The sequence below is a fragment of the Bacillus halotolerans genome (assembly GCF_004006435.1).
Classification (GTDB): Bacteria; Bacillota; Bacilli; order Bacillales; family Bacillaceae; genus Bacillus; species Bacillus halotolerans.
Genome location: NZ_CP029364.1, coordinates 3,018,209 through 3,040,601, shown reverse-complemented (window position 1 = coordinate 3,040,601; position 22,393 = coordinate 3,018,209). Strand labels below are relative to the sequence as shown.

The 22,393-nt window shown below is 44.4% G+C and carries 23 protein-coding genes; 14 read left to right on the top strand and 9 right to left on the bottom strand.

Translation table 11 applies throughout. The features are described 5' to 3' along the window. Positions 1 to 74 precede the first annotated feature (74 nt). The gene (locus DIC78_RS15485; RefSeq protein WP_024122650.1) at positions 75 to 1,247 is read right to left on the bottom strand and encodes an iron-containing alcohol dehydrogenase; all 1,173 of its coding nucleotides are present in this window, start codon (positions 1,245 to 1,247) and stop codon (positions 75 to 77) included. Between the two features lie 102 nt (positions 1,248 to 1,349). Beyond that, a complete protein-coding gene (locus DIC78_RS15480; RefSeq protein WP_024122651.1) occupies positions 1,350 to 2,513 on the bottom strand; it encodes an iron-containing alcohol dehydrogenase in 1,164 nt (387 codons plus the stop codon). Between the two features lie 241 nt (positions 2,514 to 2,754). Here DIC78_RS15480 and DIC78_RS15475 point away from each other — a divergent pair, with 241 nt between their 5' ends. Then, the gene (locus tag DIC78_RS15475) at positions 2,755 to 2,991 is read left to right on the top strand and encodes a DUF378 domain-containing protein (RefSeq protein ID WP_003220771.1); all 237 of its coding nucleotides are present in this window, start codon (positions 2,755 to 2,757) and stop codon (positions 2,989 to 2,991) included. A gap of 46 nt (positions 2,992 to 3,037) precedes the next feature. Here DIC78_RS15475 and yugI read toward each other — a convergent pair whose 3' ends face one another. The 3 genes from yugI to DIC78_RS15460 all read right to left on the bottom strand — a co-directional run bounded on the left by yugI (position 3,038) and on the right by DIC78_RS15460 (position 5,294). Beyond that, positions 3,038 to 3,430 carry a S1 domain-containing post-transcriptional regulator GSP13 gene (gene yugI, locus DIC78_RS15470; RefSeq protein WP_019259312.1) on the bottom strand — a complete coding sequence of 131 codons (393 nt, stop codon included), beginning with the start codon at positions 3,428 to 3,430 and terminating at the stop codon, positions 3,038 to 3,040. 202 nt (positions 3,431 to 3,632) lie between these two features. Next, the gene (locus DIC78_RS15465; RefSeq protein ID WP_127696536.1) at positions 3,633 to 4,793 is read right to left on the bottom strand and encodes an aminotransferase; all 1,161 of its coding nucleotides are present in this window, start codon (positions 4,791 to 4,793) and stop codon (positions 3,633 to 3,635) included. Then, on the bottom strand, positions 4,794 to 5,294 hold the full coding sequence (locus tag DIC78_RS15460) for an Lrp/AsnC family transcriptional regulator (protein WP_106019468.1): 501 nt from the start codon (positions 5,292 to 5,294) through the stop codon (positions 4,794 to 4,796). A 149-nt stretch (positions 5,295 to 5,443) separates the two neighbouring features. Here DIC78_RS15460 and DIC78_RS15455 point away from each other — a divergent pair, with 149 nt between their 5' ends. After that, entirely contained in the window at positions 5,444 to 6,268 is an 825-nt protein-coding gene (locus tag DIC78_RS15455) for an alpha/beta fold hydrolase (protein ID WP_127696535.1), read from the top strand. Positions 6,269 to 6,294: 26 nt separating this feature from the next. Here the strand turns inward: DIC78_RS15455 and DIC78_RS15450 are convergent, their stop codons facing one another. Further along, entirely contained in the window at positions 6,295 to 6,555 is a 261-nt protein-coding gene (locus tag DIC78_RS15450) for a YugE family protein (protein WP_024122655.1), read from the bottom strand. Between the two features lie 87 nt (positions 6,556 to 6,642). Here DIC78_RS15450 and DIC78_RS15445 point away from each other — a divergent pair, with 87 nt between their 5' ends. From DIC78_RS15445 to kapB, 3 genes are all read left to right on the top strand, one after another. Next, the gene (locus tag DIC78_RS15445) at positions 6,643 to 7,806 is read left to right on the top strand and encodes a MalY/PatB family protein (RefSeq protein ID WP_106019469.1); all 1,164 of its coding nucleotides are present in this window, start codon (positions 6,643 to 6,645) and stop codon (positions 7,804 to 7,806) included. Positions 7,807 to 7,931: 125 nt separating this feature from the next. Then, complete coding sequence (locus DIC78_RS15440; protein WP_127696534.1) at positions 7,932 to 9,218, top strand: sensor histidine kinase; 1,287 nt, start codon at positions 7,932 to 7,934, stop codon at positions 9,216 to 9,218. A gap of 45 nt (positions 9,219 to 9,263) precedes the next feature. Beyond that, a complete protein-coding gene (kapB, locus tag DIC78_RS15435) occupies positions 9,264 to 9,650 on the top strand; it encodes a kinase-associated lipoprotein KapB (protein ID WP_106019470.1) in 387 nt (128 codons plus the stop codon). A 26-nt stretch (positions 9,651 to 9,676) separates the two neighbouring features. On the opposite strand, the gene kapD is transcribed toward kapB, so the two are convergent. After that, the gene (gene kapD / locus DIC78_RS15430; RefSeq protein ID WP_233403574.1) at positions 9,677 to 10,252 is read right to left on the bottom strand and encodes a 3'-5' exonuclease KapD; all 576 of its coding nucleotides are present in this window, start codon (positions 10,250 to 10,252) and stop codon (positions 9,677 to 9,679) included. A gap of 119 nt (positions 10,253 to 10,371) precedes the next feature. Continuing rightward, positions 10,372 to 10,575, bottom strand: a complete 204-nt coding sequence (locus tag DIC78_RS21890) for a hypothetical protein (RefSeq protein WP_127696933.1) — start codon at positions 10,573 to 10,575, stop codon at positions 10,372 to 10,374. Between DIC78_RS21890 and DIC78_RS15420 the strand changes: the two genes are divergently transcribed. The 3 genes from DIC78_RS15420 to DIC78_RS15410 all read left to right on the top strand — a co-directional run bounded on the left by DIC78_RS15420 (position 10,478) and on the right by DIC78_RS15410 (position 14,087). After that, on the top strand, positions 10,478 to 11,686 hold the full coding sequence (locus DIC78_RS15420) for a multidrug efflux MFS transporter (protein ID WP_420867037.1): 1,209 nt from the start codon (positions 10,478 to 10,480) through the stop codon (positions 11,684 to 11,686). The genes DIC78_RS21890 and DIC78_RS15420 overlap by 98 nt on opposite strands. 92 nt (positions 11,687 to 11,778) lie before the next feature. Next, the gene (locus tag DIC78_RS15415; protein ID WP_024122661.1) at positions 11,779 to 13,653 is read left to right on the top strand and encodes a transglycosylase domain-containing protein; all 1,875 of its coding nucleotides are present in this window, start codon (positions 11,779 to 11,781) and stop codon (positions 13,651 to 13,653) included. A 20-nt stretch (positions 13,654 to 13,673) separates the two neighbouring features. Then, positions 13,674 to 14,087 (top strand): thiol-disulfide oxidoreductase DCC family protein, encoded by a 414-nt coding sequence (locus DIC78_RS15410; protein ID WP_024122662.1) that lies wholly within the window; start codon positions 13,674 to 13,676, stop codon positions 14,085 to 14,087. A gap of 17 nt (positions 14,088 to 14,104) precedes the next feature. Here the strand turns inward: DIC78_RS15410 and DIC78_RS15405 are convergent, their stop codons facing one another. After that, on the bottom strand, positions 14,105 to 14,662 hold the full coding sequence (locus DIC78_RS15405; protein ID WP_095713969.1) for a YufK family protein: 558 nt from the start codon (positions 14,660 to 14,662) through the stop codon (positions 14,105 to 14,107). Positions 14,663 to 14,839: 177 nt separating this feature from the next. Between DIC78_RS15405 and maeL the strand changes: the two genes are divergently transcribed. The 6 genes from maeL (at position 14,840) to nupQ (ending at position 22,356) form a co-directional block, all read left to right on the top strand. Further along, positions 14,840 to 16,441, top strand: a complete 1,602-nt coding sequence (gene maeL / locus DIC78_RS15400; RefSeq protein ID WP_024122664.1) for a two-component system sensor histidine kinase MaeL — start codon at positions 14,840 to 14,842, stop codon at positions 16,439 to 16,441. Beyond that, complete coding sequence (gene maeM, locus DIC78_RS15395) at positions 16,434 to 17,141, top strand: two-component system response regulator MaeM (protein ID WP_024122665.1); 708 nt, start codon at positions 16,434 to 16,436, stop codon at positions 17,139 to 17,141. The genes maeL and maeM overlap by 8 nt, the downstream gene beginning before the upstream one ends. 471 nt (positions 17,142 to 17,612) lie before the next feature. Continuing rightward, entirely contained in the window at positions 17,613 to 18,692 is a 1,080-nt protein-coding gene (nupN, locus tag DIC78_RS15390) for a guanosine ABC transporter substrate-binding protein NupN (RefSeq protein ID WP_024122666.1), read from the top strand. Positions 18,693 to 18,824: 132 nt separating this feature from the next. Beyond that, positions 18,825 to 20,357, top strand: coding sequence for an ABC transporter ATP-binding protein (locus tag DIC78_RS15385; protein WP_127696532.1), 1,533 nt, complete (start codon positions 18,825 to 18,827; stop codon positions 20,355 to 20,357). After that, positions 20,350 to 21,396: an ABC transporter permease gene (locus DIC78_RS15380; protein ID WP_101860029.1), complete on the top strand. Its 1,047-nt coding sequence runs from the start codon at positions 20,350 to 20,352 to the stop codon at positions 21,394 to 21,396. The genes DIC78_RS15385 and DIC78_RS15380 overlap by 8 nt, the downstream gene beginning before the upstream one ends. Beyond that, entirely contained in the window at positions 21,397 to 22,356 is a 960-nt protein-coding gene (nupQ, locus tag DIC78_RS15375) for a guanosine ABC transporter permease NupQ (RefSeq protein ID WP_024122669.1), read from the top strand. Positions 22,357 to 22,393 lie beyond the last annotated feature (37 nt).

The window sequence follows — 22,393 nt, the reverse complement described above, 5'->3', positions numbered from 1 at the left end:
TCACTTTATATGAACTTATCTGTGAAATCAAGTCAAGAAGAAAGGACGGAATGACTGCATTCCGTCCTTAGAAATCAGAGTGACGCGCGAAGGATGGCAAGCACGTCATCTTTGTTCAGTTTTTGGAAGTTGCCGAAGCCGCCATGCTCCATTTCTTTGGCTGCGATATCAGCAATCAGTTCCAGTTTTTCCTCTCCGATATCATAGTCGGATAAACGAGAAGGCGCACCCAGACTTGTCCAGAACGCAGACAGCTTGTCGATTCCTTCAAGCACGATTTCTTTATCCGTTTTGCCTTCTGTATCAATGTCAAACATATTGAGCATAAGGTTTTTAAAGCGGCCGACATTTGTATCAAGCGTGTATCTCATCCAGTTCGGGAACAGGATCGCGAGTCCGCCGGCATGCGGAATATCGTAAACAGCTGATACGGCATGCTCCATAGTGTGAGAAGCCCAGTCGCCGAAGTAGCCCATTTGAAGCGTGCCATTCAGAGCGATTGTGCCAGCATATAAAATCGTTTCACGATGTTTGTAATTTTCCAGATCCTCCAATAGTTTTGGAGCTGTTTCGATTACCGTCTGCAGAACGGCAAAGCACATTCTGTCTTGCAGCGGTGTGTTTTCGACATTATGGAAGTATTGTTCAAACACGTGGCTCATCATGTCAACCATACCGTAAACCGTTTGATTTTCAGGCACTGTAAACGTATTTTCAGGGTCTAAAATCGAGAACCGCGGATGAGTTACATTGCTTCCCCATACAAATTTCTCGTTTGTTTCCCAGTTTGTAATCACAGAGTCAGGGTTCATTTCAGAACCTGTAGCAGCAAGGGTTAGAACGGTACCGAACGGCAGTGCATCTTCGGCTGTTACTTTTTTGCTGAAAATGTCCCAAGCGTCTCCGTCGTATTTTACTCCCGCAGCGATCGCTTTTGTGCAGTCAATGACACTTCCGCCGCCCACAGCAAGCAGAAAATCAATATCATGCTGTCTGCATAGGTCAATGCCTTTTTCCACAGTTGCAAGACGCGGGTTCGGCTCTACCCCTGGCAGTTCATAGACAGCGGCGCCTTCTTCTTTTAATATGCCTGTTACTTGGTCATAAAGGCCATTACGTTTAATGCTTCCGCCTCCGTAGACAAGCAGAACATTTTTACCGTATTGCTTTAATTCTTTTCTTAATTGTTCAAGCTGGCCTTTTCCGAAGATCAGCTTCGTCGGGTTATAATAAGTAAAATTTTCCATTGTAAAACCTCCAAATATTGCTGTATCAAAAAACAGATTAACAATTGTAACATAAGTCCAAAGAAAAAGGGAAGCAGCCGGATCGGCTATTTCCCCCTTTTGTTATAGAGATGCTTTTAAAATAGCGAGTACATCTTCTTTGTTAAGTGATTTAAACTGGCCGAACGTACCGTTGGCCATTGCCTTGTCGGCAATTGTGCCGAGCTGTTCGTCATTTATATCGTAGTCAGCCAGACGGTTTGGAGCGCCTAGGCTTGTCCAGAAAGCAGACAGCTTGTCGATGCCTTCCAGCGCGATTTCCTCATCTGATTTTCCAGCTTCTTCTACATCAAACACACGCACCGCAAGCTGCTTCATGCGGGCCGGGTTTTCTGATAATGTATGTCTCATCCAGTTCGGGAAGAGAATCGCAAGTCCGCCGGCATGCGGAATATCGTAAACGGCTGAAACGGCATGTTCGATATTATGAGTTGCCCAATCCCCTCTTGCGCCCATTGACAGCATACCGTTTAAAGCGATTGTCCCTGTATAAAGAATCGTTTCACGCAGTTCGTAATTTTCAAGATCATTGATCAGCTTAGGCGCTGTTTCGATGACTGTGCGTAAAAGAGATTCGCACATGCGATCCTGGTAAGGTGTGTTTGATACATGGTGGAAGTATTGTTCAAACACGTGGCTCATCATATCAACCATTCCGTAGATCGTGTGGTTTTTAGGAACAGTAAATGTGTTCACTGGGTCCAAAATAGAGAATTTAGGGAACACGAGCGGGCTGCCCCAGCCATATTTCTCTTTTGTTTCCCAGTTGGTAATAACTGAACCTGCGTTCATTTCAGAGCCAGTTGCGGCGAGAGTCAATACAGTTCCGAACGGTAAAGCTTCCTTCGGCTGGTGTTTTTTCGTTACGATATCCCACGCATCACCATCATACTTTGCCCCCGCAGCAATCGCCTTTGTACAGTCGATGACACTTCCGCCGCCGACAGCCAATAAGAAATCAATGTTGTTTTCTTTGCAGATCGCAACACCTTTATTAACAGTCGACACACGCGGGTTCGGCTCTACGCCTGCTAATTCATGCACCGTGACACCGGCTTTATTCAGCTGTTCCATCACTTGATCATAAAGGCCGCTGCGTTTAATGCTTCCGCCTCCGTAGACTAACAATACATTTTTTCCGTAAGGTTTCAGTTCCTCCGGGAGTTTTTCAACTTCTCCGCGGCCGAAAATTAATTTCGTCGGATTCCAATATGTAAAGTTTTGCATGACATCTCCTCCTTAGATTTTCATTATGCAGAATGCCTGCGCTCCATGTAAAGCAATCAGCTCTTTCCGTTTTCAGCGTATCGGGCAGTTTTCATTTGCAAGATGCTGGGAAAGAAACAGATACAAGCTGAGTTTGGGCCGTTTCGTCCGGCTACTCTCAATATGGAGAATGCATGTATAGATTCTCCATTTTGTCACAATCTATAACTGTTTTAATAATTCATGGAGGAGGTTGCAAAACATGAGTACAATTCAGAGAATTTGCCTTGTATTAACAATCATTGGCGCTATTAACTGGGGACTGATCGGATTTTTCCAATTTGATTTAGTAGCGGCCATCTTCGGCGGCCAAGGGTCAGCTCTTTCCCGTATTATTTACGGTCTTGTCGGAATCGCCGGCTTAATCAACCTCGGTCTGCTGTTTAAACCAAACGAGGAAAGATCACGTGAAGAGGCAGCAAATCCTGAAATGCGATAGGATAAAAAAAAGCACCGAACATTCCTGTCCGGTGCTTTTTTCATGCTTATTTTTTGATAAGGTCTTTACGGTTGGACATTTCAATCCACTCTTCAAGCTTATCTTTTAATGTGTTGAAACCTTGTGGTGCAGAAGCTTCTTCGCTTACTTGCGCAGCTTTAGGTTTTCTTGGTTTGCTTTCTTTTTTCTCAGGCGCAGCTTGTGTCGCACGAATAGAAAGGCTGATTTTTCCTTTTTCTTCATCAACAGCAAGTACTTTTACTTGTACTTCGTCGCCAACTGAAAGGTGCTCGTTGATGTCTTTTACGAAACCGTGAGTCACTTCAGAAATGTGTACTAAACCTTGAGTTTCTTCATCTAATGCAACAAACGCACCATACGCTTGTAATCCTGTAACTTTACCAGTGTAAACACTGCCCACTTCAAATTTTGCTGCCATTCATAACAACTCCTAAGTTAAATTAAATATCTGTTTATACGCAATTTAAAATTATATCATACATGTCTCATTTCCGCAAAGGAAACTTTTTTTAATATGATATCAGGTTTAAGCATATCAAAAAGAGGGCATACTGCAAATACCAAAGGCTTTCTAGTATTCCCCCTTTTATTGGATGCGAACAAAAGGTTCGTATCTTTTTTTATGTTGTTTTGTGTAAGAAGCGCTTCATTCTGACCAATGCTTCTTGCAGCTGTTCAATTGATGTCGCATATGAACAGCGGATATATCCTTCTCCGCTCGGCCCAAACACATTACCGGGAACAACGGCTACTTTTTCCTGCATCAGGAGCTCCTCGGCAAACTGTTCTGAGCTCATCCCAGTGCTTTTGATGGATGGGAAAGCATAGAAAGCACCGCTCGGATGGTGGCAGCTGAGACCGATTTCATTTAGCGTTTCGACAAACAAATTACGTCTTCTTCGGTAGCTCTTTTTCATCTTTTCTACGTCTTCTATTCCGTTTTTTAATCCTTCAAGCGCTGCATATTGCGCCATTGCAGGCGCGCACATCATCGCATACTGGTGGATTTTAAGCATCGCGTTGCGAATTTCTGAAGGCGCCGCGGCAAAACCGAGTCTCCAGCCTGTCATGGCAAACGCCTTTGAAAATCCCGAAATGACAACCGTCCGCTCTTTCATCCCCGGGAATGCTGCTATGCTTGTAAATTCCTCATCGTATGTCAGTTCCGCGTAAATCTCGTCGCTCAGTACGATCAAATCATTTGTTTTAGCAAACTCAGCAATTTCATGTAACTCTTTCTTTGAGTAAACCGAGCCGGTCGGATTCGAAGGCGAACAAATGAGAATAGCCTTTGTTTTTTCGGTCACTGCCGCTTCAAAATCCTCAGCAGTCGCTTTAAAACCTTTATCAGCCGTCGTATGGACATGAACAGGGACGCCGCCTGTCAAAGACACAAGCGATTCATACGCCACAAAACACGGCTCAGGAATAATCACTTCCTCACCGGGATTTACAATGGCGCGGATCGCAATATCCAAAGCCTGACTCGCCCCTACCGTCACAATCAGTTCATCGTCAGGAGAGTATGTAAGACCAAACCGGCTGCTGACATAACGGCTGATTTCCTCCCGCAATGAGTATAAACCTGCATTAGCGGTATATGACGTATACCCTTGTTCAAGGGAAAGAATGCTTGCTTCACGGACATTCCAAGCCGTTACAAAGTCAGGTTCTCCGACTCCTAAAGAAATAACCCCTTCCATCGTTGCCGCCAAATCAAAGAATCTGCGGATGCCGGATGGTTTTATTTGTTGTACATAATCGGATAAATAAGAAGTCATTTACGGTGACACCACGATTCTTTTGTCGTCGTCTCCCGTTTCAAATACTTTGCCGTCATGCTTGTATTTTTTCAGGATAAAATGTGTTGTCGTAGACACAACTGAATCAAGAGTTGACAGTTTATCAGATACGAAACGCGCAACGTCAGACATTGAATTGCCGCGGATCACGACAGACAGGTCGTATGCGCCTGACATCAGGTAGACTGATTCTACCTCCTGGAATCGGTAAATCCGCTCCGCCACTTCGTCAAAACCGACTCCGCGCTTCGGAGTGACTTTAACATCAATCATGGCTGTCACGCCTTCATGGCCGTCCACCTTCCGCCAGTCGATCATAGCGGAATAATCGATAATAACCTTTTCTTTTTCCAATTTGTCAATGATCGCTTTTACTTCATTTACAGGGATACCGGCCATCTTTGCGATTGTTTCTAGATCAGCGCGGCTGTTTTCGTCTAAAATTTCTAATATTTCTGTTTCTTTCTCGGTCAATTTCATTCAATTCACACCTTTGCAATGTCAAGAAATCTCATGACATTATATCACGTTTTTTGACGAATGCTAAGAAAAAACGAGGAGAAACTTCCGCTAGAACTTACAATTTCAGGGCATAATACAGGACATCCTATGAAGGGAGTGACGGCAAAATGGAGGCGGTTACACCAATAAGGCGTGTTAAAGTCGGAGGAGTAAATGTATATTATGAGCACTATCAAAATCCAGGCAAACAAACAATTGTCTGCGTACACGGTTTTTTATCTTCTGCTTTCAGCTTCAGAAAATTAATCCCCTTGCTTCGGGACCAGTATGACATCATCGCGCTCGATTTGCCTCCTTTCGGCCAATCAGAAAAATCAAGGACATTTATATATACCTATCAAAACCTCGCCATGCTTATCATCGGACTCCTGGAGCACTTGCAAGTCAAACAGGCGGCGCTTGTCGGGCATTCGATGGGAGGACAGATATCGCTGTCGGCTGCTCTATTAAAGCCTGAGCTCTTCTCGAAGATTGTGCTTCTTTGCAGTTCAGGTTATTTAAAACGCTCGCACCCGACGATTATCTTCGGGACTCATCTCCCATATTTTCATCTTTATATCAAACGCTGGCTTTCCAAAGAAGGCGTGATGAAAAACTTATTAAATGTCGTTCACAACAAATCGCTGATAGACGAGGCGATGATTGACGGCTACGGCAAACCTTTTCAAGATGAACAGATTTTCAAAGCTATGACAAGGTTCATCCGGCACAGAGAAGGAGATTTACAGTGTGAGGAATTGAAAAAAATGAACAAACCCGCTTTATTGATTTGGGGCGAGGAGGACAAGGTGGTTCCGTTGAAAATCGGCGAACGCCTGCACCGTGACCTGCCGGATTCCAAACTGTATTCATTGCGGGAAACAGGGCATTTGGTGCCGGAGGAACGCCCTGAATTCGTTTCCGAACGAATTGCAGAGTTTATCACAGAATAAAAAAACCGGTTTGTATACCGGTTTTTTCAAGGCGTGCAAGAGCTGCTGTCTTTAATGAACAGAAGCTGGCCAGCCACATTCCGGCAGCTGTCGATCGGAAGTGTTTGTTCAAAAGAAGCTTCGAAAATATGCTGTATGCTTTTCGCTAACACTTCAGGATCGTCTTCATCATAGACGGCCTGTACGACATCAACAGCCTCCGTTTCATAAAAATCTTCACCATATTTAAACGGGTCCCATTTGGCAATGACATTGATCATTTCCCTGACCGCTTGACTTTCTTCCATTTTCATCACCGCTTATAATAAAATTTGCAGATCTATTTTATCATAGTTACGCTAAGAAAAATAAACATACATAAGAGGTGGAACAGAATGAATTTTGATAAACAAGAACAGCGCCTCGGCACCCAATCCGTCAAATGGGACAAGACAGGCGAATTGTTCGGCGTGACAGACGCACTACCGATGTGGGTGGCGGATATGGATTTTCGTGCGCCGGAAGCCATAACAGAAGCATTAAAACAGCGCCTAGAACAAGGGATTTTCGGATATACAGCTCCAGATCAGAAAACAAAAGATGCAGTGTGTGCATGGATGCATAACCGGCACAGCTGGAAGGTGAACCCGGAAAGCATTACATTCAGTCCCGGTGTGGTCACAGCTTTGGGCATGGCGGTTCAGGCTTTTACAGAACCAAAGGATCAAGTGATTGTCCAATCCCCTGTCTACACGCCTTTTTACCATATGATTGAGAAAAACGGCCGGCGTATTTTACATAATCCGCTTAAAGAAAAAGACGGAACATATGTAATGGATTTTGAAGATTTGGAGACAAAAATCAGTGATCCGAGCGTCAAAATGTTTATTTTATGCAATCCGCATAATCCTTCAGGGCGTGCCTGGGGCCGGGAAGATTTGCTGAAGCTCGGCGAATTATGCCTGGAACACGGCGTTACAGTCGTTTCAGATGAAATTCATTCCGATTTGATGCTCTACGGAAATACCCATACACCGTTCGCCTCTCTTTCTGACGATTTCGCTGAGATTTCTGTGACTTGCGCAGCACCGAGCAAAACGTTTAACATCGCGGGTTTGCAGGCGTCAGCAATTATTATTCCAGACCGGCTGAAGCGCGCCAAATTTTCAGCAAGCCTGCAGCGAAACGGTTTAGGCGGATTAAACGCGTTTGCCGTGAGCGCAATCGAAGCCGCTTACTCAAATGGCGGGCCGTGGCTTGATGAACTGATATCTTATCTTGAGAAAAATATGGATGAGGCGGCAGCCTTTTTGACCAGCGAGCTCCCGAATGTCAAGATGATGAAGCCTGATGCGTCTTACCTGATCTGGCTCGATTTCCGCGCATACGGCCTGTCTGATGCAGAGCTGCAGCAAAAGATGCTGCACAAAGGGAAAATTATTTTGGAGCCCGGCAAGAAATACGGCCCTGGCGGAGAAGGATTTATGCGTTTGAATGCAGGGTGCCCTCTGGCAACCTTGCAGGACGGACTGCGCCGGATAAAAACAGCGTTGGAGTAAATATTCGTCACAAACGCCTTTACGCATCAATCGTAAAGGCGTTCTTTATAAAGAAATTTTGTATTTTACTTCTAATGATAAGTGTTATAATAGATTCATATTTTATACGAAAGGATTTCACTCGAATGGAAATTCTAAAAGACTATCTCCTGCATATTTGCTTTATTTTGTTTCCCATTCTTCTTTACCAAGTGTTTTGGCTTGGAAAACCGTCAATCCTTGTACCAAAAATCAACAACGGATTGGTCACGTTATTTGCATGCGGCGCCTCCGTTTTATGCATTATCTTCCCTATACAGGAAATGGACTACATCCAATACGGTCTTCAAATCATTCCTGTCATCATTTGTTTATTTTACATAAACACTGCTTCCGGGCTAACAGTCGCCGCATCCGTCTTATGTTTTGAACTGCTGTTTTTTGAGCCTTCCGCCATTTTTGTTTTCACTTTGCTGCCTTTTCATATCATCATCCCAATTTTGCTTCAAAAAAAGTGGCCATTCATGTCCAAAGCGAGAAAACTGCTGCTGTCTTTATTCATCGGTTGCTTGGAGATCTTCTTATTTTTCGCCTCCATCTTGGTTTTTTCCGCCTTGAATATTTTAAATTTTCAAAATTCAGAATCCTTATATTATGAGGCAGCTGTATCGGGTTTGTTCCGCTGCATCGTTCTTCTTTTAAGCATTTATATTATAGAAAGCATCGCAGAAAATATCGCCCTGCGTTCCCAGCTTATTCATTCGGAAAAAATGGAGATTGTGAGTGAACTTGCGGCAAGTGTGGCTCATGAAGTTAGAAATCCGCTGACAGTTGTCCGGGGATTTGTCCAGCTGCTTTTTAATGATGAATCCTTTCAAAACAAATCCAGTGCGGATTATAAAAAGCTTGTGCTGTCAGAGCTTGACCGGGCTCAGGGCATTATTACAAATTATCTTGATATCGCCAAACAGCAATTATATGAAAAAGAGATTTTTGATTTATCTTCTCTTATCAGAGAGACGAGCTCCCTCATGATTTCGTATGCCAATTACAAATCTGTGACAGTAGAGGCGGACGCCGAGCCGGACCTTTTGGTATACGGGGATGCAACAAAGCTGAAGCAGGCTGTGATCAACCTCATGAAAAACAGCATTGAAGCCGTTCCCCCGGGTAAAGGGGTCATCCAAGTTTCAGCCAAAAGAAGCGGCCATATGATCGTAATCAAAATCTCAGATAACGGTGTCGGCATGACGGATCACCAAATGCAGAAGCTGGGTGAACCTTATTACTCTTTAAAAACGAACGGAACGGGACTTGGACTGACTGTGACGTTTTCCATCATTGAACATCATCACGGAACCATTTCGTTCAGCAGCAGCTTTCAAAGAGGAACCATTGTGACGATCAAGCTTCCTGCCGACCTTCCTCACTAGCAAATCAATTGGAACTTTTATAGAATGAATGCGAGGTGATAACAGATGAGTACATTTGAGAAAGGCTCTATCGTAAAAGGGTTTTACAAAACAGGTGTATACATAGGAGAAATAACAGATTGCAGACCGCAGCATTATTTAGTCAAAATCAAGGCGGTTCTTACCCATCCCGCTCAAGGAGACCTTCACAATCCAAAACAGGCAGATGTGCCGTTTTTCCATGAGAGAAGAGCGCTCGCTTTCGGCGAACAGACCAATATCCCTCATCATATGGTGAAGCCCTATGACAGTGAAGTGCCGGATTATAACGAGTCTTTGCGGGAAGCGGTTGCACAGCTGAGAGCCAAACTGGCCGGAGATGATTCAGAATGGGCAAAGCGCTCCCTGAATAATCTGGACGTTTTAGAAAAAGAATACTTCACTCGGCCATAACCCAGTCTGACAAAAGATTGGGTTTTTTATGTGGCGCGCCGGAACAGTTCAGATAAATCAATCCTCTCGCCGATTGTCGGCGGTTTTGGTTTTTCAAGATACTGCTTATCCTGCTCGACAAGCTTAAAAAGCTTATAGGCTGTAAGAGCATCGTCAAGCGCCTTATGATGGGTGCCGGTTCCTTTATCTCCGTACTCTTCCGCGGCCTTCCACAAGCCGGTCAGTGTCCGGTCTCCAAAAAAGTTTTTATATTCAAGCGATAAATCTCTCATCTCCCCTTTAAAAGGGAAAGGAATATGGTTAAACATACAATTTTGCTTCAGCACTTTCATATCCATGTTTCCCCATGTGATGATCGTGCAATTTTTTTCAGGATCAAGCTCATTTAATTTACGGATAAAGTCCTCGAACCTCATCCCCTCATCTACCTGGTTTTGCGTAATGTTTAAAAATGATCTGCAGCGTTTCGTCAGCTTGGGGAATTTTTTCGGCCTGATATAACTCGAAAACGTCTCAACTACTTCACCATTAACCGACTTTACAATTCCTGCTTCAATGATTTCCGGAAAAAAATTTTGCGGACTGTATTTTCCTTCGGGCATCGTAAATTCGAAATCAATAATGAGTAAGTTGCCTGCCTCCACTATTTTTACACCTGCCTTTCCTCCGATCAGAAGAATGCTATCTTTATAGTATATCAATTCTCCTTCTCTTCATTTCTTCATTTTCTAAAAATAATGAATTTTCCCAGCCGCATTGTTTCTTTTAAATGGTGCACTGTTTCTTTATAATTAGTAAGGAACCAGAAATAATAAGAAGGTGATGTTATTTCTATCCGCAAGAAAAACTTTGTCATTGTGTGGCTGGCGAATTTCTTTGTATCAGCCAGCACAACGATGATCGTCCCTTTTCTCTCCTTGTATATTGAGACGCTCAGCACCTTTTCCAACAGCTTTGTGCAAAGGTGGAGCGGTTATGTGTTCGGCATTACATTTTTAATGGCTTTTTTGGTATCCCCATTCTGGGGGCGGTTCGGAGACAAACGCGGTTACAAGAAAATCCTTTTGACAACCGGAACCGGCATTGCCGTCAGCATTTTATTAATGGGCTTTGTCACGTCGGTTTATCAATTGTTTTTTCTGCGTATGGCAATGGGGCTTGTAACCGGATTTATCCCGACATCCCTTGCAATGATTTCCGCGCAGACGCCTAAAAGCTCAGCCGGCAAAACGCTTGGCACGCTCCAAATGGGGCAAGTGTCCGGAAGCTTGTTCGGCCCGCTTTTGGGAGGCGTTCTTGCTGACCACTTCGGCTTTACGTATACCTTTTTTATCACATCCTTTGTGATTTTCTCAGCCGTTCTTCTCGTGTTATTCGGGGTCAAAGAACAGCCGCTCACAGAGAAGATAAATAAACGTCAGTCTTATACGAGAAAAGAAGTGCTCTCCTATATTTTTCACCAGCCCGCGCTTTGGGTCATGATGCTGTTAACCATGCTGATTCAAACAGGAAATTTCAGTATCCAGCCGTTGCTCGCTTTATATGTAAACGAGCTGCACGGATCTGACAATCTGGCCTTTTTCTCCGGCATGGCATTTTCGGCAACCGGACTCGGCAGTTTGCTTCTGGCAAGAAAATGGGGAGATTTAGGAGACCGCTACGGCCACCGCCGCATCTTAATCGGGCTTTTAATCGCCGCCTCTTTATTTTTTATTCCGCAGGCACTCGCTTCTTCATTCAGTGTGCTGCTAGTTTTCAGGTTTTTATTCGGGATGGCAATGGGCGGCCTTCTGCCATGCATCACAGCGGCAATCCGCGTTCAGGCTCCCGGCTCCATCCAGGGAGAGGTCCTCGGCTACAATGTCAGCTTTCGCTTTTTAGGAAACGTTCTCGGACCTCTTCTCGGCGGTATTATATCGAGTCACTTCAATATCTCTGCAGCCTTTTATGTCACAGCATTTCTCTTTTTCGCAGGTGCCTGCCTGCTTTGGATCATGAAGAATTTCCAAAAAGAATCGTATGCCAAAGCAAGCTGATTCTCAGCAAAAATTGAGGAGTCTTCTAAATTTAACCTTCTCGTAAACTCAAAAGAATGGTACGATATGGCTAGAATTTAGGAGAAAAGAGAGTGACCATGTTACGAAAAATTATCGGATGGATTTTGCTCCTTTGCATAATCCCATTGTTTGCATTTACAGTTATCGCTTCCGGAAAAGAAGTAAAACAAATGAAGTCCCTGGATCAGGTGCTTGATAAGAATATTGATTTGAAAGAGATCAGCCTAGTTCAGAACAGCTACATGTACGACAGGGACGGATCTCTGGTCTCGGAAATCGTCAGCGATGATGAGAACCGTGTGCTGGTTCCCTTCAAGAAGATTCCCGAAGAAGTCAAACAGATATTTTTAACTTCCGAGGACCGCCATTTTTACGAACATAAAGGCTTTGACTTTATGGGGATGGTGCGGGCGGCCGCTTCCAACGTGAAGGACAAAAAGATTGACCAGGGGGCCAGCACCATCACACAGCAGCTTACAAGAAACTTGTATTTGAGCCACGAGCGCTCCTTCAGCCGCAAACTGACTGAGCTCGCGTACTCCTATCAGCTTGAGAAAAAGTATACGAAAAATGAGATTCTTGAAGCCTACCTAAATACGATTTATTTTAATAACGGCGTTTATGGCGTCGGATCAGCTGCTGAATTCTATTTCAGCAAACCGCTGAAATCTCTCACACTGGGAGAAATGGCTTTTATTTGCGCTATACCTAATAACCCTACATTATATGATCCTCTCAAGCATTTTGACTACACGAAAAGCCGTCAAGAACGCTTGCTTAAAGGGTTAAAAAATGCCGGAGTCATTACGGACAAAGAGCTGAAAAAAGCCGTAAAACAAAAAATCAAACTGGATGTCGAAGAGAAAGAAGACAAATATCCGGACTACGTTTCCTACGTAAATGATGAATTCACTCAACTAGTGTCTGAATCTGAAGGCTTTGATAAGCGTCTTCAAAAAGCGTCAGGAAAACAAAAAGACAAGATAGAAAACGAGCTGTCCGCCAGAGTCAGCACACTTCTGAAAGACGGCGTAAAAATTTATACCGCACTTGATCCGTACATGCAAAATCAAGTCGTGGCACAAATGAATTCGAAGCTTCCGTATGCGGGCGTACAGGGCGGAGCGGCTGTGATTAATCACCAGACGCATCAAGTTGTCGCTCTATCCGGCGGCAAAAACTATCATAAGTATGATTTTAACCGTGCCTACCAAGCATACAGACAGCCAGGATCATCCATTAAGCCGCTTCTCGATTACGGACCTTATATTGAACAGACAGGTGCGACGGCAAGCAGCACAATTGATGCCGGCAAATTTTGCAGCAGGGACTACTGTCCGCAAAACTACAATAACCGCACATACGGCACAGTAACGCTCGATACAGCGTTTAAAAACTCGTATAATACACCGGCCATCAGAATGCTGGACCGTGTTGGCATCCAAAAAGCATTCAGCTATATTGAGCCGTATCATTTTTCAAAGCTTGTCAACAGCGACTATCTTCTGCCGGCGGCGCTTGGCGGATTTACACACGGCATGACGCCTCTTGAGATGACAAAGGCGTATACAACATTCGGCAACAGCGGAAGCTACTCGCCGAGCCACGCGATTACAAAAGTGACGGATTTAAAAGGAAAAACGATTTATAAATGGAATGACAAAGCGACACAGATATTCAGCGTCCGCACAAACATGCAGCTGAAAAAACTGATGTCTTCCGTTGTCAAAAGCGGGACAGGGAAAAAAGCATATTTCAAAGCGCCTTATATCGGCGGTAAAACGGGAACCTCAAATGATTATCATGATATGTGGTTCGTCGGCCTGACTGATACTTACACAATGGGTGTCTGGGTTGGAAAAGATACACCGAGCAGCGTTGAATACCTTCACAGTATCAGCCCTCAGCTTTCCATCTGGAAAGGAACGCTGCAGGCAGCTTATTAAAGAATCGGAGGAGATCTGCAGTGACATCAAAACAAATTCCAAATCGCGTATTGCTGTTTGACGGTGTGTGCAACTTATGCAACGGTGCCGTTCAATTTATCATAAAGCGTGATCCAAACGGTTTGATTTCATTTGCATCGCTTCAATCGGAAACAGGACAGAGCCTGCTGAAAAAAAGCGGGCTTCCGACTGAGCATTTTGACAGCTTTGTCTTTATTGAAGACGGCCAGGTTTACACTAAGTCAACTGCAGCCATAAAGGTTTTCAGGCATCTGCGGGGCCCATGGCGGCTCTTCGTCCTGTTTTTTGCAGTGCCGAAACCTGTCAGAGATATACTCTATTCTTTTATTGCCAAAAACCGCTATAAGTGGTTCGGCAAAAAAAATGAATGTATGCTCCCCTCCCCTTCTATAAAAAATAGATTTTTACCATAAACGAAAAAATGGCTAGCTTACACAGGTAAGCTAGCCATTATGCTATTATAAAGCTTGATAAATATGAACAGAATACCGATAACAAATGTAAACCAAAACAGCAGTTCCAACAGAATGAATCCGACCAATGACATGATAGAAAGTGTTGAATAAATCCGGTAAACAACGAACACAAAGTAAGCAAGTGTAACAACTGCAAACCAGATCACAATCCAGATGACATTTTGCAATAGCACAAAGGATAAGATCCCGCCGCCTAAATATATGATAGAGCCCATTCTGACTGTTTTCAGGTTTTTTCCTTCCGGATCATTTGCGAAAAACAGCAGTGACAGCTCAGTCACGGTATTTGCAATTAATTTCAGAGCGGACAGAACCATAAAATATAAAAGTGCAAAGGCCGCAAATAACGCAAGTCTGATTCCTTTCTCAGAGAAGTAATCGAGCATCCCATCGTACATTCCAAATGAAGACAGCATCTTCAATGCATAGAGTGAAGTTGAAATGGATAAAGACGAACTAAAAAGCAGGATCGCAATCAGCGGAAAGTATCCTGTCAAATAAGTATTTTTCATATAAAAAAGTCCCTTTCTGTAATCTACCTCATTTATTATGGAGGACTTAAAACACATTGACAAGATAAATTATTCCATTTTTTCTCCTTTTTACGAATTACGGTCCCAAATCTTCACAAAGCGGCATTTTGAGAGTAAAGTAGTACGCAGGAATCATAAAACGTAAGGAAGTTTTATATGAAAAAAACATTAAAACTGCAAACCAGACTCACCATATTTGTCTGTATCGTCGTGTTAATCGCACTGCTCATCACCTTTTTTACCGTCGGTGCCCAAACCTCTAAAAGGATACGTGATCAGGAAAGAGACACAGCGCTGCAAACGGCTGAAATGGTTGCCGACGCACCGATTACTGCCTCCGCTTTGGAGAGCGGAAAAAACCAGAAGGAACTGCTCAGCTACACGCTGGACGTCCAGAAAATTACCGGCACAGAATTTGTCGTTGTCATGGATATGAACGGCATTCGCAGAACCCATCCGGACCACAGCAAAATCGGAAAAAAATTCAGGGGCGGGGATGAAGCCGAAGTATTAAAAGGACATGTCCATATCAGCACTGCCTCAGGCACGCTTGGGAAATCGCAGAGAGCGTTCGTGCCTGTCTACGCTAAGAATGGAAAACAAGTCGGAGCCGTTGCGGTCGGCATCACAGTGAATGAAATTGACGAAGTCATCAGCCACAGCCTACGGCCGCTCTATTTTATTATTTGCGTCAGTATATTCGTCGGCGTCATCGGAGCTGTTATCGTCGCACGCACGGTGAAAAATATCATGTACGGACTTGAACCGTATGAAATCGCGACACTTCTTCAAGAACGGAGCGCCATGCTTGAATCAACGAAAGAAGGCATACTCGCTGTCGATGAACACGGTAAAATCAAGCTTGCCAATGCCGAAGCAAAGCGCCTTTTCATTAAAATGGGCATAGAAACAAATCCCGTCGATCAGGATGTCAATGACATCCTGCCGAAGAGCCGTCTGAAAAATGTCATTGAGACCCGAAAACCTCTTCAAGACAGAGACGTGCGCATTAACGGATTAGAGCTTGTATTTAATGAAGTGCCCATCCAGTTGAAAGGACAAACCGTCGGAGCGATTGCGACATTCCGGGACAAAACCGAGGTAAAACATTTAGCTGAACAGCTTTCCGGTGTTAAAATGTATGCAAACGCACTGAGAGCGCAGTCTCATGAATTTATGAACAAACTGCATGTGATACTAGGTCTCGTCCAGCTGAAAGAGTATGACGATCTTGGAGATTATATTAAAGATATTGCCATTCAGCAAAAATCAGAAACGAGTGAAATCATAAATGATGTCAAAAGCTCCGTGCTGGCCGGATTTCTGTTGGGAAAACAGAGCTACATACGAGAGCAGGGCGCAAATCTCGATATTGAATGCAGCGGGGTTATTCCAAACGCAGCAGATCCTTCAGTCATTCATGAACTGATTACGATTATCGGAAATCTCATCAACAACGCCTTGGACGCTGTTGCCAATATGCCGAAAAAACAAATCACGATGTCCATGCGTTTTCATGACAAGATATTGGACATCGAAATTACCGATACAGGAGCCGGCATGTCCGAAGAAGACCAAGTCAAGGTATTCGAACAAGGCTATTCAACAAAGGGCAAAAACCGGGGATTCGGCCTTTATTTCACCCAGCAAAGCATGGAGAATTTAAAGGGCCAAATGATTATCACCAGCGAAAAAAATGAAGGAACCACATTCAGTCTTCGCATCCCGTACGAACCGAAGGAGGAAAACCATGATTAATGTACTAATAGTTGAAGATGACCCCATGGTGGGTGAATTAAATAAACGATATTTAAGCCAAATAGAAGGCTTTCAGCTGAAAGGAATCGCCTCTTCCTTTCAAAGCGCTCTGCATATTTTAGGAGAGCATCACATCGATCTCATTTTGCTTGATATTTATATGCCGGGCAAAAACGGGCTTGAGCTGCTGACGGAATTGAGAGCCCAAAATGAAGCGGTTGACGTGATTGTCATCTCTGCGGCAAGCGAGCTGGACGTCATCAAAAAAACACTTCGTTACGGAGCTGTGGATTACTTAATCAAACCGTTTGAATTTGAACGTTTTCAGACTGCCCTTTCTGATTACAGACGAAAACAAAAAGTGTATTCCACCCATCGAAACATGAGCCAAAAAGAATTGGACGCGGAACTGTTTCATAAGAAGGAAGCGACAGAAAAAGTGCACCTGCCAAAAGGGCTGACAAAAAGCACGCTGAAGCTGATTTGGTCCAGCATTCAATCCTTTGAAAACGAGTCCTTTACGACAGAAGACCTGGCAAATCATACTGAAATATCTCAAGTATCCATCCGAAAATACTTAAAATTTCTTGAAGATATACAGGTTCTGAATGTCGAAATGGCGTACGGAACGATCGGAAGACCAGTGTTTCAGTACAATGTCAATACAGGCAACCTTAACGGAATTAAGCAATATTTATAAAAAAACGCACTGTTCATGTCGAGCAGTGCGTTTTTTTCTGTCACATCTCTTGCCAAGGTGCTTGAACCTTTCGCCAATAAGCTATACAAGAATAATAAAGGACTTTTTTGTATATTTGAGTATATAATTCTAAAAATACTTATTTTTTAAAAAATAATGCGTAATTCTATTTATTTCTTGTAAGTAAAATGATAAATTATGAGTGGTTAGTTGATCCCTAGACTAAGTCATAAGTCACACTTCAGAAAGAGATGTCACGGTTTTCCGCCCGGAACACCTTCAACATCCTTCTCTTCCCCGCCTTTCGAAGGAAACATTCACGCCACACTTACTAAGGGAAGATCAGAACTGTCTCAGCTCATTCTAATTGTTATTATCTGAAAATTTTATCGATTCTAAGAATTGAGTGAGGCATCCCATCTCATGACTGACCGGATCAGCTTAGGCCAAATTTTTCTGGGGGGTTATATCTTGAATAAACGCAAAATCGGATTGGCGATGTCACTTGTAATCGCAGCGGGCACCATTTTAGGCGCATGCGGAAACAGCGAAAAAAGCAGCGGAAACAGTGAGGGCAAAAACAAATTCAGTGTGGCGATGGTCACCGACATTGGCGGGGTTGATGACAAATCCTTTAACCAATCAGCATGGGAAGGCATCCAAGCCTTCGGTAAAGATAATGGCCTGGAAAAAGGAAAAAACGGATACGACTACCTGCAATCTAAATCAGATGCAGATTATACAACAAACTTAAATAAATTAGCGCGTGAGAATTTCGACTTGATCTATGGCGTTGGTTATTTGATGGAAGATTCAATCAGTGAAATCGCCGATCAGCGCAAAAATACAAACTTTGCGATTATTGACGCAGTCGTCGATAAAGACAACGTCGCAAGCATTACGTTTAAAGAGCAGGAAGGCTCATTTCTCGTCGGAGTGGCCGCAGCTTTAACAAGCAAATCAGGAAAAATCGGATTTGTGGGCGGCATGGAATCCGAGTTAATCAAAAAATTCGAAGTCGGCTTCCGTGCAGGGGTTCAGGCCGTAAAACCTGACGCAACTGTCCAGGTGAAGTATGCGGGCGGATTCGATAAAGCGGACGTTGGAAAAGCAACCGCCGAGAGCATGTATAAGTCAGGCGTTGATGTGATTTACCACTCCGCAGGCGCCACCGGCACAGGTGTCTTTACAGAAGCCAAGAACCTGAAAAAAGAAGACCCGAAGCGTGATGTTTGGGTGATCGGAGTCGATAAAGATCAATACGCAGAAGGCCAAGTAGAAGGAACAGACGATAACGTCACCCTTACTTCCATGGTCAAAAAGGTTGATACAGCAGTTGAAGATTTAACAAAGAAAGCAAGCGAAGGCAAATTCCCCGGCGGAGAAACGCTTACATACGGACTTGATCAAGACGGAGTCGGCATTTCTTCCTCTAAACAAAACCTATCGGATGATGTAATCAAAGCAGTTGATGATTGGAAGAAAAAAATCATCGACGGATTAGAAGTGCCGGGAACAGAGAAAGAGCTGAAAAATTTCAAAGCTGAATAAGAATCGCGGGGATAAGGAGAAGAGCCCTTATCCCTTGTTTTTCTTTCAGAGCAAAGCTGCACATGTCCTTGCGGCTTTTCTATTGCCAGCCTCTTATTTAAAAGCATCTTGAAAAAAGGAGCGGTCAATTCTGTGGAATATGTCATTGAAATGCTCAATATACGCAAGGAGTTTCCCGGTATCGTCGCAAATGACAACATTAATCTTCAGGTCAAAAAAGGCGAAATCCACGCGCTGCTCGGTGAAAACGGAGCGGGCAAATCAACTTTGATGAACGTCCTTTTCGGGCTGTATCAGCCAGAAAAGGGGGAAATTCGGGTCCGCGGTGAGAAGGTGCACATCAACAGCCCGAACAAAGCGAATGATCTCGGAATCGGCATGGTGCATCAGCATTTTATGCTTGTCGATACATTTACAGTTGCTGAAAACATTATTCTCGGGAAGGAGCCGAAAAAGCTCGGGCGGATTGACCGAAAACGGGCTGTCCGAGAGGTTCAGGACATTTCCGACCGATACGGACTTCAAATTAATCCTGAGGCAAAAGTAGCTGACATATCCGTCGGCATGCAGCAGCGTGCAGAAATTTTAAAAACCCTCTACCGCGGGGCTGACATTCTGATTTTTGATGAACCGACAGCTGTGCTGACGCCTCATGAAATCAAAGAGCTCATTCAAATCATGAAGAACCTCGTCAATGAGGGAAAATCAATTATTTTAATTACCCATAAACTGAAAGAAATCATGGAGGTTTGTGACCGCGTTACCATTATCCGCAAAGGAAAAGGCATCAAATCACTGGATGTCCGGGATACAAATCAAGACGAGCTCGCCAGTCTGATGGTCGGCCGCGAGGTATCGTTCAAAACAGAAAAAAAAGCGGCTCAGCCGGGATCTGAAGTGCTGGCGATTGACAGAATCACTGTAAAAGATACTCGCGGAGTAGAAGCTGTAAGGAATTTATCGCTTTCTGTCAATGCCGGAGAAATTGTCGGCATAGCCGGCGTTGACGGAAACGGACAGTCAGAACTGATTGAAGCGATTACAGGACTCCGAAAAACGGAGTCTGGAACCATTTCCTTAAACGGAAAACAGATACAAAACCTGACGCCGAGAAAAGTAACGGAATCCGGAATCGGGCATATTCCACAGGACCGCCATAAACACGGCCTCGTTTTGGATTTTCCGATCGGTGAGAATATCGTGCTCCAAAGCTATTACAAAAAGCCTTATTCAGCATTCGGTGTTTTACATAAAGGCGAAATGTATAAGAAAGCACGCAGCCTGATCAGCGAGTACGATGTCAGAACCCCCGATGAATATACACACGCGCGGGCATTGTCAGGCGGAAACCAGCAAAAAGCAATTATCGGAAGGGAAATTGACCGAAATCCTGACTTGTTAATCGCCGCCCAGCCGACTCGCGGCCTTGATGTGGGAGCGATTGAATTTGTCCATAAAAAACTCATTGAACAGCGTGATGCCGGAAAAGCCGTTCTTCTTCTATCGTTTGAGCTGGATGAAATCATGAATCTCAGTGACAGAATCGCCGTCATTTTTGAAGGCAGCATCATATCCAGCGTCAATCCGCTGAATACGACTGAGCAAGAGCTCGGCCTCTTGATGGCGGGAAGCACGCAAAAGGAAGCGGGGAAAGCAAATGGTTAAACGACTCTCTCATTTACTCGTGCCGCTCATTGCAATCATGCTCGGCTTGCTGGCCGGCGCACTTATTATGCTTGCGAGCGGATACAGTGTGATCAGCGGCTATTCCGCTTTATGGAATGGGATATTTGGAGAAATCTATTACATCGGGGAAACCGTCCGGCAGATTACACCTTATATTTTATCTGGATTAGCTGTTGCTTTCGCGTTCCGAACCGGGCTTTTCAATATCGGGGTAGAGGGACAGCTGCTAGTGGGCTGGACAGCTGCCGTTTGGGTCGGAACGGCGTTTGACGGACCGGCATATATTCATATGCCGCTTGCACTGATCACAGCGGCTGCAGCAGGCGGTTTATGGGGATTTATTCCCGGCTTTTTAAAAGCACGGTTCTATGTTCATGAGGTCATTGTCACCATTATGATGAATTATATCGCGCTGCATATGACCAATTATTTGATTTCAAAAGTCCTGACAGACAATCAGGATAAGACGGAAAAAATTCACGAATCGGCCTCACTGCGCTCGCCGTTTCTTGAGCAGATTACGGATTATTCAAGGCTTCACTGGGGGATCGTCATCGCCCTTCTCGCAGCTGTTGTTATGTGGTTTATGATTAACAAAACAACGAAAGGCTTTGAGCTCCGGGCAGTCGGATTCAACCAGCATGCGTCCCAGTACGCCGGTATGAGCGTGCGGAAGAATATTATGACCTCCATGCTCATTTCAGGAGCTTTTGCAGGCCTTGCAGGTGCCATGGAAGGTCTGGGAACGTTTGAATACGCAGCTGTCAAAGGCGCATTTACCGGCGTCGGCTTTGACGGTATTGCCGTCGCTCTTCTGGGCGGGAACACTGCGGTCGGTGTTGTGCTTGCGGCAGCTTTGCTTGGGGGCCTCAAAATCGGGGCATTAAATATGCCAATTGAATCAGGCGTACCTTCTGAGGTTGTCGATATTGTGATTGCCATTATCATTCTGTTTGTTGCTTCAAGCTATGCCATTCGTTTTGTCGCGGATAAATTGAAGAAAAAGGGGGCGAACTAAGTGGACTTTCTGCAGATTGTATCAATCATTGTCCCTGCCACACTCGTATACGCAGCCCCGCTTATCTTAACCGCTCTCGGCGGCGTATTTTCCGAGAGATCAGGCGTCGTCAATATCGGCCTTGAAGGCCTCATGATTATCGGAGCATTCACCAGTGTTTTATTCAATTTATTTTTAGGCCCTGAATTGGGAGCCGCAGCACCTTGGCTTTCGCTCATTGCCGCTATGGCAGCCGGCGCGCTGTTTTCACTGATTCATGCGGCAGCGGCGATATCGTTTCGCGCTGATCAGACAGTCAGCGGCGTCGCCATTAATATGCTGGCGCTTGGGGCTACTTTATTTATCGTAAAGCTGATTTACGGAAAGGCGCAAACAGACAAAATTCCCGAGCCTTTTTATAAAACAAGTATTCCCGGCTTGAGCGACATCCCCGTATTGGGAAAAATCTTCTTTTCAGATGTCTATTATACGTCTATTCTCGCAATTGTCCTGGCCTTTATTTCGTGGTTTATCTTGTTTAAAACCCCGTTCGGCCTCCGTATTCGCTCCGTCGGAGAACATCCTATGGCGGCCGATACTATGGGGATCAATGTTTACAAAATGCGCTATATCGGCGTGATGATCAGCGGATTGTTCGGCGGCCTCGGGGGCGGCGTATATGCGTCAACGATTGCCCTCGACTTTACGCACTCTACCATTTCCGGGCAAGGCTTTATCGCACTCGCCGCCCTTGTATTCGGAAAATGGCATCCGATCGGCGCACTCGGCGCTGCCCTGTTTTTCGGATTCGCGCAAAGCTTAAGCATTATCGGCTCACTGCTCCCTCTTTTTAAGGACATACCGAATGTATATATGCTGATTGCCCCTTACGTATTAACCATTCTCGCCTTAACCGGCTTTATCGGACGCGCAGATGCGCCAAAAGCAAATGGTGTGCCTTATATCAAAGGAAAACGGTAACCACATCTCCCTGGGAAGCGGCTTCTCAGGGATTTTT

Coding starts and splice junctions, on each gene's coding strand:
- maeM (WP_024122665.1), top strand. CDS start 16,434: ATGATTAATGTACTAATAGTTGAAGATGACCCCATGGTGGGTGAATTA.
- DIC78_RS15440 (WP_127696534.1), top strand. CDS start 7,932: ATGGAAATTCTAAAAGACTATCTCCTGCATATTTGCTTTATTTTGTTT.
- DIC78_RS15405 (WP_095713969.1), bottom strand. CDS start 14,662: ATGAAAAATACTTATTTGACAGGATACTTTCCGCTGATTGCGATCCTG.
- DIC78_RS15480 (WP_024122651.1), bottom strand. CDS start 2,513: ATGCAAAACTTTACATATTGGAATCCGACGAAATTAATTTTCGGCCGC.
- DIC78_RS15450 (WP_024122655.1), bottom strand. CDS start 6,555: ATGGAAGAAAGTCAAGCGGTCAGGGAAATGATCAATGTCATTGCCAAA.
- kapB (WP_106019470.1), top strand. CDS start 9,264: ATGAGTACATTTGAGAAAGGCTCTATCGTAAAAGGGTTTTACAAAACA.
- DIC78_RS15485 (WP_024122650.1), bottom strand. CDS start 1,247: ATGGAAAATTTTACTTATTATAACCCGACGAAGCTGATCTTCGGAAAA.
- DIC78_RS15460 (WP_106019468.1), bottom strand. CDS start 5,294: ATGAAATTGACCGAGAAAGAAACAGAAATATTAGAAATTTTAGACGAA.
- DIC78_RS15475 (WP_003220771.1), top strand. CDS start 2,755: ATGAGTACAATTCAGAGAATTTGCCTTGTATTAACAATCATTGGCGCT.
- DIC78_RS15380 (WP_101860029.1), top strand. CDS start 20,350: ATGGTTAAACGACTCTCTCATTTACTCGTGCCGCTCATTGCAATCATG.
- DIC78_RS15455 (WP_127696535.1), top strand. CDS start 5,444: ATGGAGGCGGTTACACCAATAAGGCGTGTTAAAGTCGGAGGAGTAAAT.
- kapD (WP_233403574.1), bottom strand. CDS start 10,252: ATGCCCGAAGGAAAATACAGTCCGCAAAATTTTTTTCCGGAAATCATT.
- maeL (WP_024122664.1), top strand. CDS start 14,840: ATGAAAAAAACATTAAAACTGCAAACCAGACTCACCATATTTGTCTGT.
- yugI (WP_019259312.1), bottom strand. CDS start 3,430: ATGGCAGCAAAATTTGAAGTGGGCAGTGTTTACACTGGTAAAGTTACA.
- DIC78_RS15465 (WP_127696536.1), bottom strand. CDS start 4,793: ATGACTTCTTATTTATCCGATTATGTACAACAAATAAAACCATCCGGC.
- DIC78_RS15445 (WP_106019469.1), top strand. CDS start 6,643: ATGAATTTTGATAAACAAGAACAGCGCCTCGGCACCCAATCCGTCAAA.